Consider the following 21,156-nt stretch of genomic DNA (forward strand, 5'->3'; position numbering starts at 1 on the left):
GTAGTTTTGCTTTTTCACCCATGCAAAAGTCATCGCGCAGTCATTGCGTCTGGCCGGGCCTGTCCCGGAATCCGCGTTGGGCAATTGTCACGTCTAGGGAGTTGCCATGAGGTCTGCACTGATTGTGGACGATCATCCGGTTGTACGGGCCGCAGTCAAAATCGTGCTTGAGCAGGAAGGTTTCAAGAAAATCCATGAGGCTTCCAGCGGTAACGAAGTCATGTCGTTGCTGCGTGAACATTCGCCTGATCTGTTGGTGCTCGACCTGGTCATGCCGTCGCTCGATGGCCTGGATGTGCTGGAACGGATCAAGACCGGCGAGCTGTCGTGTCGGGTGCTGACGTTTTCATCGCTGGACCCGCAGCACTTTCAGGAGCGCTGCATGCGCGCCGGCGCGTTGGCCTATGTGTCGAAAACCAACGACCTCAGCCAATTGCACAAAGCGGTGCAGGCAGTCATGGCCGGCTACACCTATTTCGCCCGATTACCGTCGGCATCGTTGAACAATGTGCAGCACAGCGAGGCGTATATGATCGATTCACTTTCCAATCGCGAACTGACGATCTGTCAGCACCTGGCGCGCGGGCTGAGCAACAAGGCGATTGCCGAGGTGATGCACTTGAGCCACAAGACCGTCAGCACGTACAAGACGCGGCTGATCGACAAACTTCGGGTGAGCTCGGCAGTGCACCTTCGCGAATTTGCCAAACGCAATCACCTGATCTGAATGTCCCAGAATCTGCGCATTGGTGTGTTCCTGTGCATGTTCCTGCTCGTGCTCCTGCTCCATAGCGGGGTTCAGGCATCGGAGCAAATTTTCGAACAGCCGAAAATCCAGCACGTACTCGGGCGTTCGACCGTCGACGGTTACCAGGTGCAACTGAGCGAAGCCGAGTGGCAATGGCTGCGCAATAAACGGGTGCTGCGACTGGGCGTGTCGGGGCCGGACTACCCGCCGTTCGAGGTCACGCGCAATCCCGATCAACTCGAGGGTATTACTGCCGATTACGCCGATCTGCTCGGGCAGTTGCTTCACGTAAAGATCCAGGTTCGGCGTTACGCCAATCGTCAGGCGGCCATGCAGGCGCTCAAGCACGATGAGCTGGACCTGCTCGGCACCTCGAACAATTTCGAGGCCGCTGACCGCCAATTGACCCGTTCGCGCGCCTACGCCGAAGATCAGCCGATGCTGGTGACGCGGCTCGACGAGCGCTTGCCCGACGACCTTGTCGGCAAACGCCTCGCGATGGTCGATGACTATCTGCCGATGTCGAGTGTCACGGCGTTGTATCCCAAGGCGAGCGTGCACCTTTATCCTTCGACGCTCGAAGCGCTCGGTGCCGTCGCGTTCGGCCAGGATGACGTCTACCTCGGAGACCTCATCAGCGCCAAATACCTGATCAACAATAACTACCTGAACAACGTGAATCTGGCCGGGCCTTCCGCTCTGGAGGCCAACCCGTTCGGCTTCGCGCTGGCCCGCAGCAATGCGCGGTTGACGGCGATTGTCGACCGCGCGCTGGCGGCGATTCCGCCGGATCAGCGCACGGCCATCGAGCAGCGCTGGAGTGCCGGCCGGGTCAGCCATTCCGGTCAGCAAAGTGTGCAATTGAGCGCCAGCGAACAGCGCTGGCTGGCTGAGCATCCGATACTCACCGTCGGCGCCATCGAAGACTTTGCACCGCTGACATTTTTTGACGCCCAGGGCCGTTTCAGCGGTCTGACTGCGCAGTTGCTGACGCTGATCAGCCAGCGCAGCGGCCTGAACTTCAAAGTGCTGCGCGGCAATTCTCTGGACCGGCAAGTCGAGCAACTCAAGGCCGGCGAAATCGACCTGCTGCCGGTGATCACGCCGAGCGTCGAACGCGAGGCCGAGTTGCGCTTCACCCGCGCGTATCTGAAAAATCCGTTTGTACTGGTCAGTGCCACGGCGCCCGGCAGCCCGCAAACCCTCGACGATCTGGCGGGCAAACGCGTGGCGATTTACCGTGGCCACCCGTTGTCCGGGTTTATTCAAAATCGCGTCCCGGGCGTGCGTCTGATTGAAGCGCAAAGCCCGGCGCAAGGCATGGAATGGGTGCTCAAGGGGCAGGCGGATGTGGCGGTCAGTTCGTTGATCGTCGCGCGTTACCTGATCGCCCGGCAGTATCGCGAACGGCTGCACATCCGCAGCACCGTGGGCGACGAACCGGCGCACATCGCCCTCGCTACCGATCGCGGCGCACTGGAATTGCGCTCGATCCTGAACAAGGCGTTGCTGAGTATCTCGCCTCAGGAAATGAACGAACTGGTCGCGCGCTGGAGCAGCGATCTGGCGGTGGATGACAGTTATTGGTTGCGTCATCGCCAAGCGATTTTGCAGGGCTTCGCTGTCGCCGGTGCCTTGCTGTTATTGGCGGTGATCTGGATCGCCCGCCAGCGTCGACAACTGCGTCAGCGCCAGCAATGGTTGCAGCAATTGCACGACGCCAAGCAAGTCGCGGACGACGCCAACCGCGCGAAAACCACGTTTCTTGCGACCATGAGCCATGAAATCCGCACGCCGATGAATGCTTTGATTGGCATGCTCGAACTGGCGCTGAAACGCGCGGAGGAGGGCGTTACCGATCGTCTGGCGATTGAAGTGGCGTCCAGTTCGGCGCAGCAATTGCTGTTGCTGATCGGCGATATTCTCGACATCGCGCGCATCGAATCCGGGCATCTGTCGCTGACCCCGGAACGCGCCAACCTGCACGAACTGGCGCAATCGGTGTGTCGCGTATTTGAGGGCCTGGCCCGCCAGCAAGAGCTGGAGTGGCGGGTTGATCTGGATGCTCACAGCGACTGCGATGTACTGGTCGACCCGCTGCGTTTCAAGCAAGTGCTGTCGAATCTGTTGAACAACGCCCTGAAGTTCACTCGCAAAGGTGAGGTCAGCCTGACCCTGCGCGTCAAGCCTGGGCCGTTCAACCATCTGGCGGTGACGGTGAGCATTGCCGACAGCGGCATTGGTATCAGCGCGGTCGATCAGCAGCGCCTGTTCAGCCCGTTCGTGCAGGCCGGCAACAGTGCGCAATCGGCGCGCCACGGCTCGGGGCTGGGCCTGGTAATCAGTCGTTCTTTATGCGAAATGATGGGCGGTCGCTTGCAGTTGCACAGTGAGCTCGGCGTCGGCACTACGGTCGAAGTCAGCGTGGATTTGCCGACCTTGCTGCCGCAGCTGTCCAGCGATGTGCAGACCGTGGAATCGCCGGTATTCAGCCGTTCACTGGCGATTCTGGTGGTCGACGATTACCCGCCGAATCGGCTGTTGCTGGCGCGCCAGTTGAGCTATCTGGGGCATCGGGTGCTCGAGGCCGAGGACGGCGAGCAGGGTTTGCAGGAGTGGCGCAAGCAACCGCTCGACGTGCTGATCACCGACTGCCACATGCCGGCGCTCAGCGGTTATGAACTGGCAATGGCAATCCGCGATGAAGAACAAGCGCAGGGCTTGCCGCCGACGCTGATTCTGGGGTTTACCGCGAATGCGCAACCCGAGGAAAAGCTTCGTTGCCTGGAGGCGGGAATGGACGATTGCCTGTTCAAACCGATTCGCCTGGCGGATTTGAGCGCGTGGCTGGCGGCACGGTTTGCTGATGACGTTGCTGAGGAACAAGGCTTGATCGGCGAGGAATCAGCGTTCGATTTGAGCGGGCTGGAACGCTACGTCGGCAGCGATCGCACGTTGATCAATCAGTTGCGGCGTGATCTGGCGATCAGCAATCGCGAGGACCGCGAACGTTTGCTGCGGGCGCATGCCGCGGACAACCGTGCGGAGCTTGAAGATTTGGCGCACCGCATCAAGGGCGGTGCGCGGATGGTTAAGGCGCAACGGCTGATCGACGGTTGCGAGCTGCTGGAGCAGGCCTGCGCGCAAGGACGCGCGGCGCTGATCGATGACGCGGTCGAGCATCTGCAGCAGAGCATGACGCGTCTCGATCAGAGCCTCGGTTAGCGCTGGCGATCAGTCCCAGTGCGGTGCGATGCCTTTTGGGCTGGTCAAGCGATGGCCGCGCTCCAGACCGGCGATCAGCGCCATGTCGGCGTCGCTCAAGGTCAATTCGCAGGCCTTGAGGTTGCTTTGCAGGTTGGCGCGTTTGGTCGAGGACGGAATCACCGCATAACCCGCTTGCATGGCCCAGGCCAGCGTGACTTGCGCCGGGGTGGCGTGCAGGCGTTTGGCGATCTGCTGGATCACCGGGTCCTTCAGCACTTCGCCATAAGCCAAGGTCATGTACGAGGTGATCTGAATGCCCTGGCTCTGGGCAAATTCCACCACTGTGCGGTTCTGCAGGTACGGGTGCAGCTCGATCTGATTGGTCGCGATGTTTTCGGCGCCGACCACGGCAATCGCCTGTTTCATCAGGTCGACGGTGAAGTTGGACACGCCGATCTGGCGGGTCAGACCGAGGTTTTTCGCTTCAAGCAGGGCGCTCATGAATTCTTCGACCGGCACCTGGTCTTCCGGCGATGGCCAGTGAATCAGCGTCAGGTCGAGGTAGTCGGTCTGCAACTTCTGCAGGCTTTCCTTGAGGCTGTCGATCAAGCGATCCTTGGCGAAGTTGGCGACCCAGATCTTGCTGGTGATGAACAGCTCTTCACGGGCGATGCCGCTGGCGGCAATGGCTTGGCCGACGTCGGCTTCGTTGTCGTAGATTTGCGCGGTATCGATGACGCGGTAGCCCAATTCAAGACCTGTGCTGACGGAATCGATGACCACCTGACCTTGCAGGCGAAACGTACCAAGACCGAATGCGGGAATAGACATCAATGACTCCAGGGTTGCAGTGGGAATGCCACGAGTATCCGCGCTCGTATCCATGAGAAAAACCGCCGGTGGGACAAAGCACTGTTTACTGAAAGTCATGAATGGCCTTCAAACGCGTAGGAGCGAGGCTTGCCCGCGAAGACAATTTCACTCCGTGCCCCAATGCATCGTCCCACTGATAGAACGCTGTGGTGGGTTATTACCGTCTAGCGCACCAATGCCTGCAGATTTAAGCTGGGTTCATTGCGTCACCCACCTTTTTCGGAGGCACGATGAAAAACCTCATCGGTATCTACACCAGTCCACGCGCCCATTGGGTCGGCGATGGTTTTCCCGTTCGCACGCTGTTTTCCTACGACACCATGGGCCAACACATCAGCCCGTTCCTGCTGCTCGATCACGCCGGTCCCGCGCAATTCACCCCGACCCGCGAACGGCGCGGCGTCGGCCAGCACCCGCATCGCGGCTTTGAAACCGTAACCATCGTCTACGACGGCGAAGTCGAGCACCTCGACTCCAGCGGCGGTGGCGGCAAAATAGGTCCCGGCGACGTGCAATGGATGACCGCCGCGTCAGGCATCATCCACGAGGAATTTCATTCCGAAGCCTTCGCCGAACGCGGCGGCAACATGGAAATGGTCCAACTGTGGGTCAACCTGCCGGCCAAGGACAAAATGGCCGACGCCGGTTACCAGACCATTCTTGACCGCGACATTCCGAACATCCCGCTCCAGGATCAGGCCGGCAGCCTGCGTCTGATCGCCGGTGAGTTCGATGGGCAAACCGGGCCGTCGCGCACCTTTACTCCGATCGATGTCTGGGACCTTCGCCTGAATGCCGGCAAGTTGCTGACCCTCGATTTGCACGAAGGGCGCAACACCGCGCTGGTGGTGCTGCGCGGCACGGTGCAGATCAATGGCGGCGAACTGGCGCGCGAAGGGCAATTGGCGTTGTTCGAGCGCGACGGCCAGCAACTGAGCCTGGAAGCGAACAACGACGCGGTGGTGTTGCTGCTCAGCGGCGAGCCGATTGACGAGCCGATTGTCGGTCACGGGCCGTTCGTGATGAACAGCGAAGCGGAAATCCACCAGGCGTTCGCCGATTTCCATTCCGGCCGATTCGGCCGTATGAGCCACTAAACCCGGCCACCCGCAAAATCCCCTGTGGGAGCAAGCTCGCTCGCGATAGCGGTCTGACATTCACTGCAGAGGTGTCTGTCCTACCCTCATCGCGAGCAAGCTCACTCCCACAGTGGCCAGGGTTGTTCTCAGGTAATCAAATCCTCCTACACTGTGCGCAATGTGCGATCTTCGCGTCATTGGCCTTTGCTGGAGTTGCTTGATGCTGTCACTGCTCACCGCTCATCCTTTGTTGGCCGCGCTGATCCTGATCCTCATCGATCTGGGGTTGTGGCGCTTGATCAGCAGTAACGGCAGCAATTGGAAACTGCTGGTGCGGCTGGTGATCTTCGCGCTGTTCAGCGTCGTGCTGTTCAACGAAGGCCTGAACCCGCTGGAACCGGCGCCGTGGGCCGACAACGTGCCGCTGCACCTGGCCGCCACCGGGTTGCAGATTGGCTGGTGGCTGTTCGGCGCGCGGACCCTGACCGTGCTGCTCGGCGCGGTGATGATGCAGCGAGTCGGGCACACCGGGCGGCTGCTCCAGGACTTGCTCGGCGCGGTGATTTTCCTCATCGCGATCATCGCGGCCATGGCTTACGTGCTCGACCTGCCGGTCAAAGGCGTGCTCGCGACATCCGGCGCGGTGGCGATCATTGTCGGCCTGGCGCTGCAAAGCACCCTCAGCGACGTGTTCTCCGGCATCGTCCTCAACACCACCAAGCCCTACCAAATCGATGACTGGATTTCCATCGACGGCACCGAGGGCCGGGTCACCGACATCGACTGGCGCGCCACGCGCATGCAAACCGCGCAGGGCAGCCTCGCGGTGATTCCCAATTCGCTGGCGGCAAAAGCCAAAATCATCAACTTCAGCCGCCCGAGCGACATGTTCGGCGTCTCCATCAGCCTGCAACTGAGCCCCCACGCGCGGCCCAACACCGTGGTCGAAGCGCTGGAACGGGCGATGCAGGGCTGTCGTTTTCTGCTGGATCGGCCGGCGCCGAGTGTCGCGCTGAAAACCGCTACCAGCAGTGGCATGGAGTACGAAATCAGCGGATTTGTCGCCTCGATGGAGCAGAAACGCGCGGTGCGTAATCAGCTGTTTGACCTGGCGTACCGGCACTTGCAGGCGTCCGGGATCAATCTGCTGTCGAGCGTCGAGCCGGCCATACCGAGCAATTTCTCGCGGCCACGGGCATTGCTGGAAAGCTCGGCAATTTTCTCGACCCTGCGCGAGGAAGAGAAAGACACCTTCAGCCAGAACATGACCCTGCAAACCTTCCGCGCCGGCGAGACGATACTGGCGGCGGCGGAGGTCAGCGATCATTTGTTCATCATCGAATCCGGCGTGGTCACAGTGACGTTGACCCGCCACGGCACGCCATTCGAGTCCGGGCGCATGGGGCCGGGCGAGGTGATCGGCGAGGCCGGGATTCTGTCCGATACCTCGGTGCCTGCCGAATTCACCGCGAAGACATTCTGCGCGCTGTACCGCATCGAGAAGAGCTACCTCAAGCCGTGCCTGGACGCGCGCCACGACATCAACGACGCGATGAAAGCCTTGCTCGATTTCCGTTTGCACAAGGCCAAGGCGTTGACCGAGGACGAGCCGGTGGTGGTGCCGAAAAAGGGCTTTTTGCAGTGGCTGCGTAATCGTGCGTGAGCAGGTTGGCGGTTTGGGCGATTGGGCGGATGGCCGCTGTCTGGCCTAGGGGTTTTCCGGGATATTGGCTATTTGTTCGCGGCTTGCGCGGGATTAACTTAGCTCCACACCCACTTGTGACGGAGCCCCACCATGACACCGCGTATCGATTTCTACACCGCTTCGCCAGACGCGCTCAAAGCCATGATCGCTTTGGAAACTGCGGTATCGAAACTGCCGCTGGAAAAGAACCTGATCGAACTGGTCAAGCTGCGCACTTCTCAAATCAACGGCTGCGCGTTCTGCCTCGACATGCACAGCGCCGATGCGCGCAAGGGCGGCGAAGACGAGCGGCGCCTGTACACGTTGTCGGCGTGGCGCGAAACGCCATTTTTCACCCCGCGTGAGCGTGCAGCGCTGGCCTGGACCGAGTCCTTGACCCTGCTCAGCCAGACCCACGCCCCGGACGAAGACTACGAAGTGGCCATCGCCGAGTTCAGCCCCAAGGAACTGGTCGATCTGACCGTGGCGATCACCACCATCAACGCCTGGAATCGCCTAGCAGTCGGCTTCCGCAAAATGCCCCAGGCCTGATCAATGCGCATCGGCTGACGGCGCGGCCGGTGGTTGCACCTTGCGCATCAAGGGCACCATCGCCGTGGCGATGATGAAGCAGAGCATGATCATCAGAAACGCGTCGCCGTAGGTTTGCGTCTGCGCTTCGCGGTAGGTCAGCAACCACAGTTGATGCAGGCTGGCGGTGACTCCGGCGTCACCGCTTTGGCCGAGGGCGGCGAAGTTGTTGCCGACCTGGGACAGCCACTGATTGAGCGCTTCATTGGTGCTGTTGAGGTTTTCCGCCAACCGCGTGAAATGCAGGTTGGTGCGGTCATTGAGGATAGTCGCGCACGCGGCGATACCCATCGCGCCGCCCAGATTGCGCATCAGGTTGAACAACCCCGAAGCATGTTTCAGCCGCGCTGGCGCCAGCCCGCCGAGGGTCAGCGTCACGGCGGGGGGCACCGCCAATTGCTGGGCAATCCCGCGCAGAGCTTGCGGCAGCATCAATTCCCTGGCGCCCCAGTCGTGGGTGATCGGGCTGAAATCCCACATCGACAACGCGAACAGTCCCAGCCCGGTCATCATGATCCAGCGCAAATCGATGCGATTGGCCAGAAAGGCATATAGCGGAATCGCCAGGATCTGGAACACCCCGGTGGAAAAAACCGCGAGGCCAATGTCCAGCGCGCCGTAGCCACGGACCCGGCCGAGGAACAGCGGCGTCAGGTAAATCGTCGCGAACAGCCCAATCCCGGTGACAAAGGAAAAGAAGCAGCCGAGGGCGAAGTTGCGATCCTTCAAGGCACGCAGATCGACAATCGGGTTGGCCACGTGCAGCGTGCGGCCAATGAACGCCAGGCCGGCGATGCCGCTGATCCACGCGGTGGTGAGGATCGTGCTGTCGCTGAACCAATTCCAGCGCGGGCCTTCTTCGAGGGTGTATTCCAGACAACCGAGAAACAGCGCCAGAAACAGCATGCTCAGGTAATCCGCGCCTTTGAGCAGCGACAGTTCCGGCTGATCAATCTTCACCAGCATCGGCACCGCCACCGCGACAAAAATCCCCGGCACCAGATTGATGTAGAACAGCCAGTGCCACGATGAAATGTCCGTTATCCAGCCACCAATCACCGGCCCCAGCGTTGGCGCCAATGAGGCCACGGCGCCGATGGTCGCGGCGGCAATCACCCGTTGTTTGCCGGTGAAGAAAAAGAACGCGGTGGTGAACACCAGCGGGATCATCGAGCCGCCGAGAAAGCCTTGCAGCGCGCGAAAGGCGATCATGCTCTGGATGTTCCACGCGGCGGCGCACAGCAGGCTGGCGAGGGTGAAACCGACCGCCGAGGCGCAGAACAACCAGCGCGTCGAGAATACCCGCGACAACCAGCCCGACAGCGGAATCACGATGATTTCGGCGATCAGGTAACTGGTTTGCACCCACGCGGTTTCGTCGGTGCCGGCCGAGAGCCCGCCGCCGATGTCGCGCAGCGAAGCCGAGACAATCTGGATGTCCAGCAGCGCGATGAACATGCCGATGCACATGCTGGCGAAGGCGAATACCTTGGTCGCCGTGGCCATGTTGGCGGCGCTTGTCGGTTGTGCCGGGGCGGCGAGGGCGCTCATGGTGCGCTGGCCACGGCTGGGCTTTTGTCCTCGGCGCGGGTGTCCACTTCAGCGGTCACCGACAGGCCTGGGCGCAAATGACCGAGCACGCCGTCGGCCGGATCCAGCACGATGCGCACCGGCACCCGCTGGACGATTTTGGTGAAGTTGCCGGTGGCGTTTTCCGGCGGCAACACGCTGAACTGCGCGCCGCTGGCCGGGGCCAGGCTGTCCAGATGACCATGGAATACCTGGCCCGATAACACATCAGCACGAATAACCACGCGTTGGCCGGAGGTCATCCGCGCCAGTTGGTCTTCCTTGAAATTGGCATCGACCCACAAGCCACTCGACGGCACCACCGAAAGCAACTGCGAGCCAGCCTGGGCATACGCGCCAACCCGCGCCCGGCGATTGCCGATCACGCCATCCACCGGTGCTTTCAGCTCGGTATAGCCGACGTTCAATTGCGCCAGATCACGCTCGGCTTTGGCTTGCATCAGTGCCGCGCGCGCCTGTTGCTTCTGTGTTTCGATCACCAGCAATTGGCGCTGGCTGGCAAGCAATTCAGCCTGGGCGCGGGCGCTGATGGCCTGGGCGGTCTTGAACGTGGCGTTGGCGCGTTGCGCACTTTCGACCGACACCGCGTTACTGCCTACGAGTTTTTTATAGCGCGCATCGTCATCGCGTGAGCGCAAAGTCTCGGCGCCTGCGGCGTCAATCCCGGCACGCGCCTGGCCGATCACCGCGTGCTGCAATTGTTCGGTGGCATCGAGGTTGGCCAGCAGCGCTTCTTCCGCGGCCACCGCGCCTTCAGCCTTGGCCAGATTGGCGCGATAGTCGCGTGAATCGATGCGCACCAGGACGTCGCCGGCCTTGACCTGCTGATTGTCGGTGACCAGCACTGCTTCGATATAACCGGCGACTTTCGGCCCGATCACCGTGACGTCGCCGCCAATGTAGGCATCGTCGGTTTCCTCGATAAACCGCCCGGCGCTCCACCAGTGCACGCCGTACAGCCCGATAGCCACCAGCGCACCGACCGCTGCGATCAGCAACAACAGGCGTTTGAACAGCGGTGGCTTGGGGGTTTGTACGGGGGCAGCCAGGTCGGGTTCAACGGTGGGCATGCTGGTCATGGCGGATTACCTGTGGGAATCGGGTCTTTATTACGGGTGTAATATGACGCAGGTAATATTTTGTCGCAATTGGTATTTGTTGCCGGTCGTCAGGTGTTATTCCGCGGTAAGGGGATTGATCAATTTGCAGCGGCGTCAGACAGTGCGCCATCGCGAGCAAGCTCGCTCCCACATTCGATCTGTGCCGAACACTGGTTTTGTGATCAACCACAATCCCCTGTAGGAGCAAGGCTTGCCCGCGAAGGCGATCCGTCAGCCAACACTTATTTCGCAGTTGCCGGCGCCATCGCGAGCAAGCTCGCTCCCACATGGGGACTGCGGTGAACACTGGTTTTGTGATCAACCACAATCCCCTGTAGGAGCGAGGCTTGCCCGCGAAGGCAATCCGTCAGCCAGCACCTATTTCGCAGTTGCCGACCCCATCGCGAGCAGGCTCACTCCTACATGGGAACTGCGGTGAACACTGATTTTGTGATCAACCACAATCCCCTGTAGGAGCGAGGCTTGCCCGCGAAGGCGATTGGTCAGCCAACACTGATTTCGCAGTTACCGGCCCCATCGCGAGCAAGCTCGCTCCCACATTGGAGCTGCGGTGAACACGGTTTTGTGATCGATCACAATCCTGCCGGCGCCACTTCCCATGCGCCGCCCAGCGCCGTGTACACATTCACCTCGGCGATCAGTTGCGCGAGGCGATCGGTGATCAGGGTTTGCCGGGCGCTGAACAGCGAGCGTTGGGCGTCGAGAAAGACCAGATGGCTGTCGACGCCGATGCGGTAGCGGTGCTCGGCCATTGCGTAATAGTCCTGACTGGCCTGGACAAAAGCCCGTTGAGCGCTGAGTTGATCGCTGTAAGTCTGGCGCGCTGCCAACCCGTCGGCGACTTCCTGGAAAGCCACCTGGATCGACTTTTGATATTGCGCAACGGAAATGTCTTTTTGCAATTTCGCGTAGTCGAGGCTGGCGCGCAGGCTGCCGGCGTTGAAAATCGGCAGGTTGATTTGTGGCTGAAACGTCCAGCCCCCAGAGCCGCCCTTGAACAAACCGGACAGCTCCAGGCTGCTGCTTCCCGCATTGGCGGTCAGGCTGATGCTGGGGAAAAACGCTGCTCGGGCCGCGCCGATATTGGCGTTGGCGGCTTGCAACTGGTACTCGGCTTGTACGATATCGGGGCGGCGTTGCAGCAGGTTCGACGGCAAACCGGCGGGCACTTGCGCGAGCAGATCGTTGGCCAGCGGTTGCCCGGGAATCGACTCGGCCACCGGCGCGCCAACCAGCAGGGTCAGCGCGTTGATGTCTTGCGCAACCTGCCGGGTATAACGCGCAAGGCTGGCGCGGGTGCTATCGACGCTGGTCTGCGCCTGAATCCGGTCGAGTGCCGAAACCTTGCCGGCCTGGCTGGTGCGCGTAGTCAGGCGCAGGCTCTGCTCATCGGCGGCGAGGGTCTGGCGGGTCAGTTCGAGCAATTCCTGATCGGCGCGCCACGTCAGGTAGGCATTGGCGACGTTGGCGACCAGGCTCAGTTCGGCGCTGCGTCGCGCCTGTTCCGTTGCCAGGTAATTGAGCATTGCCTGCTCGCTGAGGCTGCGCACGCGGCCGAAAAAATCCAGCTCGTAGGCACTGATACCCAACGTCGCCGAATACGCCGAAGTAATTACCGCGTCATTCGCGCCCGTCACGCTGGCCGGGACGCGTTGGCGTTTGCCCGCGCCGGTCGCGGAAACGGCGGGGAACAGGTCGGCTCGCTGGATCCGGTATTGCGCCTGAAACGCTTGCACATTCAGCGCGGCGACACGCAAATCGCGGTTATTCACCAAGGCTTCGGCAATCAACTGCTGCAATCCGCGATCACGGAACAGCAACTGCCAATCCATCGCCGCTGTCGTTCCTGATACGGCTGCAGCGTACGCCGGACCTTGCGGATACTGCGGCGAAACCGGCAACTGCGGCGTCTGGTAATCAGGAACCAGCGAGCAACCGCCAAGCAGCAGCGCCATGCCCAGATACCACATCGATAAGCCTTTCATTCACGCGCCTTGCAGCAGATCAACAGCGCTCACGCCCCGGCCATCCACTTGGCCAGACCATGCCGGCCACTGACGCCGAGTTTCGCCGCCGCGCGTTTGAGGTAGGTTTCGATGGAGCTGGTTTTAACCCTGAGCTTCTCCGCCATTTCCGGCACCGTGCCGCCGCTCAACAAACCCAGGCACACCTCTTTTTCCCGCGCCGACAAAGTGATGTCGCCGTGTTCCAGCCGCGTATAAAACTCCCGTTGCAACGGCGTCTGTTCTCCAAGGCTGCCGATAACGTGCGCTTGCGGTTTGTCCGGGGTGGTTTGGCGACTGATGTAGGCGTGGCACTCGATCAGCGGCAGCAAGGTTTGCGAGAGGTTTTTCAGAAACGCCAGTTCAGACAGGGAAAACACCCGTTGCGTGGGCGGACGATAGAGGGAAATCACACAGCGTCGATTGGAGTTGCGCGACACCAGATTGCATTGGTGGGACGTGTCGCGCGGGTGCGCGCTGCGGGTGCGGGCGTTCATCTGGATCAGCAGCGAGTCGTCCATGTCGATCAGGGTTTTGAGCAGCGGATGATCATCGCGCTGTTGCAATGTTCGAGAGGGCGAGGGCGTTGCCTGCTCAAGGCTGGCGCTGCCGAGCAGCTTGATCTCGAGAATGCTTGCCTGGCGCTCGTCGAGGGTCCATTCGCTGAGATCGACGAGGTCGACCGGCACCAGTTTCTCCACCAGATGCAGCAGGTTCGCGGCAAACCGGTCGTCGCCGGTGCTGGCGATCAGCTCGCCTAACTCGCCGTAGAAATGGGGGCTTTCAATGTTGCGGATACTGCTGGTCAGACCCATTTTCTGATCATCCTTGAAGTCAAAACGTGGTGCGGCCACTCATTGGAAACTCGGCGTTCCTGTTCTCCTTGAACATGCCCGAATGCCCGAGTTGTATTTAAGCCATGGAACTGTGCAACGTCTGTAGCGGAATTCGGGGACAAACCTGCCATGAAAATCGCGTGGAGAAATTGACGCTTTCACCAGGAAACTCTTTCGAAGGCTGTTGGGAGGAACCTTGAAAATTAGTTAACTCTCTGAAAAGGAAGGCATTTCAATAGCAGAGACTGACCACCAGTCCCTGCACAATCTGTAGCCGATCTCCTACACACTTTTCAGCTTTCCCTGTCCGCCCGATTGATCAACCAAGGCTCTGCGTCGGGCGTCTGGCGTTGTCCGGGTTTCCGGTGACAGACACCCGTCAGAGCCGGTGCTTGAATACGGAAAAAACCTGTACAGGGCCGTGCGCCCGACACCGTCATGCCAAGACCGGGTTTGACTGCGCGCATCGACACCTCCCATGAGACGGACCTTATGACGCTTATTTCTGCCGCCGCTGCTGTGGCTGTTACTGACCCTGCGCGCCGTCCACAAACGCCGCCGCAGACCTTCGCCCTGAGCAGCGCCCAACGTGATATCTGGCTCGACCAACAGAGCCGTGGCGATTCACCGCTGTACAACATTGGCGGTTACGTCGAACTCCGCGGTCCGCTTGATCCCGCACTGATGCGCCAGGCAATCGAAATGCTGGTGGCCAAGCACGACGCCTTGCGCACGCGCCTATCGCTCGGTCCCGACGGCTTGCCGTTGCAGACATTTCCTCAAAGCGTGCCAGTCGAAGTGCCGCTGCATGATTTTTCCGAGCGGCCGGACCCACACGTTGCCGCGCAGGCCCTGATGCAGCAGCAGATGGAGCAGGTCTACGCGCTGCACGACGGCCCGTTATTCCGATTCTTTCTGCTGCGCCTCGACGAGCGTCATCACCTGTTGGGCACTCAGGCGCATCACCTGATTCTTGATGGCTGGGGGTTCGGCCAGATGCTCCAGTCGCTCGGCGAAATCTACAGTGCGCTGGAGCGCCAGCAGCCGATCGACAGCGTCGCGCCGTCGTATATCGACTTCATTCTCGACGACGCGCGTTACCAAGGTTCGCCGCGTCATGCGCGCGACCGCGCGTACTGGCTGGACAAATTTCACACGCTCCCCGAACCGTTGCTGGCGCCGCGTTATCGCGAGCGCAACGGCACACTCGCGGCGCGCAGCAGCAACCTGGTGCTGGCGTTTCCGACGGCGTTGCACCAACGCATGAAGCAGTTGGGCAGCGCCTGCCAGGCCTCGGCGTTTCATGTGTTGCTGGCCGCGTTGCAGGTGTATTTCTGCCGCAGCGCCCAGCGTGACGAGTGGGTGGTCGGGCTGCCGCTGCTCAACCGCAGCAACGCGCGGTTCAAGTCGACCCTGGGCTTGTTCACCCAAGTCAGCGCGGTGCGATTTCCGGTCGATCAAGGGCTGTCATTCAGCGCGCAGGTGCGCGCGACGAGCGAGGTGCTGAAGCAGGATTTTCGTCATCAGCGCTTTCCCCTCAGCGAGATGAATCGGGCTCTGGGGCTGTTGCGTGAAGATCGCGCGCAGTTGTTCGATGTCTCGGTGTCCTACGAAAGGGAAGACCACGACTATCGCTACGGCGAGGCGCTGGCGCAGTCGGTCAAAGTCTCGAACAACCACGAGCCGATGCCGTTGGCCATCCATTTGCGCTCCAACGCCTGCAACGACCAGACATGGGTGCATTACGTCTACAACGAGGCTTATTTTCAGCGCGCCGAGGTTGAGGCCTTGGCGCAGCGCTTGATCCACATCCTCGAGCAAGGCTTGGAAAATCCGGGCCTGACACTTGCCGATTTTTCCCTGAGCACGCCTGCCGAAACGGCGCTGTTGCAGCAGTGGAATTCGACTGAGCAGGCGTTCGACGATAACACCACACTGCACCAACGCATCGAAGCGCGCGCCGCCGAGCATCCGCACGCCGTGGCTGCGCTGTATCAGGGGCAATCGCTGACCTACGCCGAGTTGAATCAACGGGCGAATTCACTGGCTCATCACTTGCGTGAACTCGGCGTACAGCCGGATGACAGGGTGGCAATTGTCGCCCGGCGAGGCCTGGAAACGCTGATCGGCTTGCTGGCAATCCTCAAGTCCGGCGGCTGTTATGTGCCGATCGATCCCGCGCACCCGGCCGAGCGTCTGCACTATTTATTAAGCGATTGCGCGCCGGTAGCGCTGCTCACTCAGGCAGCCTTGCGCGCGCGTTTACCGGCCCTGGACGTGCCGCTAATCAACCTTGACCACGCCGCTTGGACGCATCACAACGCGCACAACCCGCAGGTCGAAGGCCTCAGCGCCGCGAACCTCGCCTATGTGATCTACACCTCCGGCTCCACCGGCCTGCCCAAAGGCGTGATGGTCGAGCATCGAAGCGTGTCGAATTTGCTCGACTGGCATTGCCGGGCGTTCGACCTGTGCTTGGGGCGCCACACTTCCAGCGTCGCCGGTTTCGGGTTTGATGCGATGGCCTGGGAAGTCTGGCCGGCGCTGTGCGTCGGCGCGACCCTGCACTTGCCGCCGGCGCATGACGGCAACGAAGACATCGACGCGCTGCTCGAGTGGTGGCGCGAGCAGCCGCTGGACGTCAGTTTCTTGCCGACGCCAGTGGCCGAATACGCATTCAGCCAAAACCGTTCGCACCCGACCTTGCGCACGTTGCTGATCGGCGGCGACCGCTTGCGTCAGTTTGCGCGCGCGCAAACCTTCGAGGTGATCAACAACTACGGCCCGACCGAAGCCACAGTCGTCGCCACCTCCGGGCGCGTCGAGGTCGGGCATGACTTGCACATCGGCCAGCCGATTGCCAACGCGACAATCTATTTGCTGGACGAGCAACAGCGCCCGGTGCCGATCGGTGTCGCCGGGGAGTTGTACGTCGGCGGTGCCGGTGTCGCGCGCGGTTACCTCAATCGCCCGGAATTGAGCGCCGAGCGTTTCCTCAGCGACCCGTTCAGCAGCTTTGCGCACGCGCGGATGTACCGTACCGGCGACCTCGCGCGCTGGTCGGCGCAGGGCAACATCGAATACCTGGGGCGCAATGACGATCAGGTAAAAATCCGTGGCATGCGCATCGAACTCGGCGAAATCGAGCGTGCGCTCGGCACTTTCCGGGCGGTGAAAGAAGCCGTGGTGCAATTGCTGGAGGGGCGTTTGGTCGCCTGGTTCACCGAGTTCCGCACACTGGCAATCGAAGATCTGCACGCGCACCTGCAAGCGCATTTGCCGGATTACATGGTGCCGTCGGCGTATGTGCGACTCGACAGCCTGCCGCTGACCGCCAACGGCAAACTCGACCGCAACGCCTTGCCGGCGCCGGATGCGTCGGCGCTGCGCAGCCGTGAATACGTCGCGCCACAAGGTGCGCTGGAAACCACGCTGGCGCAGATCTGGGCCGAAGTGCTCAACGTCGAACGGGTCGGGCGGCATGATCATTTCTTCGAATTGGGCGGCCATTCATTGCTCGCGGTGGTGCTGATCGAGCGCATGCGCCAAGTCAAGCTCAGCGCCGATGTGCGCGTGTTGTTCAGCCAACCGACCCTGGCGGCGCTGGCTGGCGCAATCGGCAGCGGTCGCGAGATCGAGGTGCCGGCCAACCTGATTGCGCCCGGTTGCCAGTCGATCAGCCCGCAGCTGTTGCCATTGCTGACGCTCGATCAGCCAAGCATCGACCGCGTCGTCGCCAGCGTGCCCGGCGGTGTAGGCAATGTGCAGGACATTTACCCGTTGGCGCCGTCGCAGGAGGGCGTGCTTTACCACCACATCACTGCCCAGCAAGGCGACCCGTATCTGCTCAACGCGCAATTGGCGTTCGACAGCATTGAGCGCTTGCAGGCGTTCGCGCAGGCATTGCAAACCGTCATCGACCGTCACGATATCCTGCGCACCGCAGTGCTTTGGGAGGGTTTCAGCCAACCGCTGCAAGTGGTGCGGCGCGCGGCGGTGTTGCCGCTGCAGCAGATCATCCTCGATCCGCGCGACGGCGATGTGCTCGGCCAGTTGCACGCCCGATTTGATGCCCGACACTATCGACTGGATCTCGCCCAGGCGCCGCTGATCCAGCTGATGTACGCGCCGGACCCACGTAATGCGCGGGTGGTGGCGGTGTTGCTGTTCCACCACATCGTCATGGACCACACCGCGCTCGACGTCTTGCGCGCGGAAATCCAAGCGATTTTGCACGGCAACGGCACGTCGCTGGATGCACCGATGCCGTATCGCAATTACGTGGCGCAGGCGCGGTTGGGTGTCGGCGAAGCGGAGCACGAAGCGTTCTTCCGCGAAATGCTCGGTGACGTCGATGAGCCGACGCTGCCGTTCGGTTTGCAGCGTGTGCACGGCGACATCGAAGAAGCCACGCAAACGCTGCCGAAGGCTTTGAGTGTGCGGCTGCGCAGCCAGGCGCGCGTGCTCGGGGTCAGTGCGGCGAGCCTGTTTCACTTGGCGTGGGCGCGGTTGTTGGGCGCCGCGTCGGGCAACGACACAGTGGTGTTTGGCACTGTTCTGCTGGGCCGAATGCACGCTGGCGACGGTGCTGATCGGGCCTTGGGCATGTTCATCAACACCCTGCCGTTGCGTGTCGATGTCGGCGAAACCGGCGTGCGCGACGGGGTCAAAGCCACCCACGCCCGGCTGACGGCGCTGCTCGCCCACGAACACGCTTCACTGGCGCTGGCGCAACGTTGCAGCGGCGTCGCGCCAGCCTTGCCGCTGTTCAGCGCCATGCTCAACTATCGTCACAGCGACAGCACGTTGCAGCAGCAAACCGCGTGGGAAGGGATCGAGATTCTGGCCAGTGACGAGCGGACCAATTTTGCGCTGACTTTGAGTGTCGATGACCTTGGCGAAGATTTCTCGCTGACCGCCCGCACCCCCGCGCAGATCGGCGCGCAGCGCATCGGCGACAGCCTGCGCGTTGCGCTGGAGTCGCTGGTGCACGCGCTGGAGCACACGCCGCAACGGGCGCTGAATCGCTTACCGATCCTCACGCCACAGGAGCGCCAGCACCTGCTGACAGAGCTGAACGCCACCGAGGTCGATTGGCCGCTGGAGCAGACCATTCAGGCAATCTTCGAGGCTCAGGTGTTGCGTACGCCGGATGCCGTGGCGCTGGTGGCCGGCGAGCAATGCCTCACGTATACCGAACTCAACGCGCGCGCCAACCAACTGGCCGCGCACTTGCGCGAGCACGGCGTGGTGCCGGATGCGCGCGTGGCGATCTGCGTCGAGCGCGGGTTGGAATTGGTGATTGGCCTGTGGGCGATCCTTAAGGCTGGCGGCGCTTATGTGCCGCTCGACCCCGGTTATCCGCCGGAGCGCATCGCTTTCATGCTGCGCGATTGCGCGCCGGTGGCGCTGCTGATTCACGGCGCCACTCGGGGGTTGCTGCCGGACATCGGCGTGCCGCTGATCGACTTCGATCACACCACTTGGCAAGGCCAGTCGCCGAGCAATCCGCAGGTGCCGGGCCTCAACGCGTCGCACTTGGCGTACATGATTTACACCTCGGGTTCGACCGGTACGCCGAAGGGCGTGATGCTCGAACATCGCGGTTTGAACAACCTGGTGTTGTGGAGTTCGCAGCTCATCCCGCACAGCCAGAACGGCGCGCTGTTGCAAAAAGCCCCGTTCAGTTTCGACGGTTCGGTGTGGGAGTTCTTCTGGCCGCTGACCGTCGGCATGCGCCTGGTGCTGGCACGTCCGGACGGCCATCGCGAACCGGCCTACCTGGCGCAACAGGTGCATGAACAGCAAATCACTGTGATCAAGTTTGTTCCGGCGATGCTCCAGCAGTTTCTCGAACTGGCCGACATCAGCCTGTGCGGCAGCCTCACCGACGTGGTGTGCGGTGGCGGGGAATTGACCGCCGAACTGGCGCGACAGGTGCAAACACGATTGCCCTCCGTGCGTTTGCACAACGTCTACGGCTCGACGGAAGCCACGGTGGACAGCAGCGCCTGGACCCTCGAACCGGGCGCTGCCATTCCTGAGATTCAGTTGCCGATTGGCCGGGCCATCGCCAATACCCGCCTGTACCTGCTGGACGCGCATGACCTGCCGGTGCCGTTCGGTGTCAGCGGGCACTTGCATATCGGCGGCGTCGGCGTGGCCCGGGGTTACCGGGGATTGGCGCAACTGACGGCCGAGCGATTTATCGCCAGCCCGTTTGTCGCGGGGGATCGGCTTTACCGCACCGGTGATCTGGCGCGTTATCTGCCGGACGGCTCGCTGCAGTTTCTCGGGCGCGACGACTTTCAGGTCAAATTGCGCGGTTTGCGCGTCGAGCTGGGCGAAATCGAGGCACGGCTCGCGTCGCACCCGGCGTTGAAAGAGGTTGCGGTGTTGATGCGCGACGAGCGTCTGGTCGCCTATTACACGCTGACGACTGCCGCGCAGATGCCGGCAATCGAAGAGCTGCGCGGTTATCTGTTGCGCTTGCTGCCGGATTACATGGTGCCGTCGGCGTACGTGGTGCTCGACAGTCTGCCGCTGAGCCCCAACGGCAAACTCGACCGCCGCGCCTTGCCGGCGCCGGGCGTGGACGCGGTGCTGGCCCGCGACTACGAAGCACCGTTGGGGCCGGTGGAAAATGCGTTGGCGGCGATCTGGTCCGAGGTGTTGAAGATCGAGCGGGTAGGGCGCCACGATCACTTTTTCGAGCTCGGCGGGCATTCGCTGCTGGCGGTCAATCTGGTCGCGCGCATGCGTGAAGCGGGCCTGAACGCCGACGCCCGCGCATTGTTCAGCGAGCCGACTTTGGCGGCATTGGCGGCGAAAACCGTCGAACACGTGCAACCGCTCGCCATCCCCGAAACTACCATCCCGACCCTGCAACGCAAACGCCGCCTCTGACCACAATCGCGGCCCTGTGGGAGCGAGGCTTGCCCGCGAAAGCGTCTGTCCAGTCAGCATCATTGTTGAATGGATAGACGCCTTCGCGAGCAAGCTTTGCTCCTACAGGGTTCTCGAGCGTTTACCCGATTGGCGTAACGCCGCAAAACCCCTGTAGGAGCGAGGCTTGCCCGCGAAAGCGGTGGGTCAGTCAACATCAATATCGACTGTACGGACGCCTTCGCGAGCAAGCTCTGCTCCTACAGGTTTTGCGTTGGTCGTGGCTCGGGAATACGCCGTGTTCCGATCTCCCAAACGCACACCGGCGGGGGTTTTGCGTTTGGCGGCATGCGCCTTGTCCCGGCTTCCCGTGTCAGACGCCTTCGCGCGGATGTTTTAGTTTTCAGGCCTGATGGAGCAGTGTCTTTTTACTTTTTGAGCATGACGGCCAAACAGACTTTCAGGTTGTCGCGCGGGCGTGGATGCGTCGCTGGAACCGGGTCTTGCCGTTACTCGTTTTTTGAACCAAGGAGCAGGTT

11 protein-coding genes are annotated in these 21,156 nt (G+C 61.5%); 6 read left to right on the forward strand and 5 right to left on the reverse strand.

The features are described 5' to 3' along the window. The first annotated feature begins 106 nt into the window (after positions 1-106). Together BLU01_RS22915 and BLU01_RS22920 are read left to right on the forward strand one after the other, a co-directional pair. Positions 107-727: a response regulator transcription factor gene (locus BLU01_RS22915; RefSeq protein WP_092279763.1), complete on the forward strand. Its 621-nt coding sequence runs from the start codon at positions 107-109 to the stop codon at positions 725-727. Next, positions 728-3,973 carry a transporter substrate-binding domain-containing protein gene (locus BLU01_RS22920; RefSeq protein WP_092279765.1) on the forward strand — a complete coding sequence of 1,082 codons (3,246 nt, stop codon included), beginning with the start codon at positions 728-730 and terminating at the stop codon, positions 3,971-3,973. 9 nt (positions 3,974-3,982) lie between these two features. Here BLU01_RS22920 and dkgB read toward each other — a convergent pair whose 3' ends face one another. Beyond that, the gene (dkgB, locus tag BLU01_RS22925; RefSeq protein ID WP_092279767.1) at positions 3,983-4,786 is read right to left on the reverse strand and encodes a 2,5-didehydrogluconate reductase DkgB; all 804 of its coding nucleotides are present in this window, start codon (positions 4,784-4,786) and stop codon (positions 3,983-3,985) included. A 272-nt stretch (positions 4,787-5,058) separates the two neighbouring features. Between dkgB and BLU01_RS22930 the strand changes: the two genes are divergently transcribed. From BLU01_RS22930 to BLU01_RS22940, 3 genes are all read left to right on the forward strand, one after another. Further along, positions 5,059-5,925: a pirin family protein gene (locus tag BLU01_RS22930; protein ID WP_092279769.1), complete on the forward strand. Its 867-nt coding sequence runs from the start codon at positions 5,059-5,061 to the stop codon at positions 5,923-5,925. 202 nt (positions 5,926-6,127) lie between these two features. Continuing rightward, positions 6,128-7,570 carry a mechanosensitive ion channel family protein gene (locus BLU01_RS22935; protein WP_092279771.1) on the forward strand — a complete coding sequence of 481 codons (1,443 nt, stop codon included), beginning with the start codon at positions 6,128-6,130 and terminating at the stop codon, positions 7,568-7,570. Between the two features lie 132 nt (positions 7,571-7,702). After that, positions 7,703-8,143, forward strand: coding sequence for a carboxymuconolactone decarboxylase family protein (locus BLU01_RS22940; RefSeq protein WP_092279773.1), 441 nt, complete (start codon positions 7,703-7,705; stop codon positions 8,141-8,143). Here the strand turns inward: BLU01_RS22940 and BLU01_RS22945 are convergent, their stop codons facing one another. From BLU01_RS22945 to BLU01_RS22960, 4 genes are all read right to left on the reverse strand, one after another. After that, positions 8,144-9,733, reverse strand: coding sequence for a DHA2 family efflux MFS transporter permease subunit (locus tag BLU01_RS22945; protein WP_092279775.1), 1,590 nt, complete (start codon positions 9,731-9,733; stop codon positions 8,144-8,146). Beyond that, the gene (locus BLU01_RS22950) at positions 9,730-10,851 is read right to left on the reverse strand and encodes an HlyD family secretion protein (RefSeq protein ID WP_092279777.1); all 1,122 of its coding nucleotides are present in this window, start codon (positions 10,849-10,851) and stop codon (positions 9,730-9,732) included. Before BLU01_RS22950 ends, BLU01_RS22945 begins: the two co-directional genes overlap by 4 nt. A gap of 614 nt (positions 10,852-11,465) precedes the next feature. After that, on the reverse strand, positions 11,466-12,878 hold the full coding sequence (locus BLU01_RS22955; RefSeq protein ID WP_092279779.1) for an efflux transporter outer membrane subunit: 1,413 nt from the start codon (positions 12,876-12,878) through the stop codon (positions 11,466-11,468). 29 nt (positions 12,879-12,907) lie between these two features. Then, positions 12,908-13,711, reverse strand: a complete 804-nt coding sequence (locus BLU01_RS22960) for a helix-turn-helix transcriptional regulator (protein ID WP_092281716.1) — start codon at positions 13,709-13,711, stop codon at positions 12,908-12,910. Between the two features lie 513 nt (positions 13,712-14,224). Between BLU01_RS22960 and BLU01_RS22965 the strand changes: the two genes are divergently transcribed. After that, the gene (locus BLU01_RS22965; RefSeq protein ID WP_092279781.1) at positions 14,225-20,638 is read left to right on the forward strand and encodes a non-ribosomal peptide synthetase; all 6,414 of its coding nucleotides are present in this window, start codon (positions 14,225-14,227) and stop codon (positions 20,636-20,638) included. Positions 20,639-21,156: the final 518 nt, after the last annotated feature.

This window comes from Pseudomonas prosekii, assembly GCF_900105155.1.
GTDB classification, from domain to species: Bacteria; Pseudomonadota; Gammaproteobacteria; order Pseudomonadales; family Pseudomonadaceae; genus Aquipseudomonas; species Aquipseudomonas prosekii.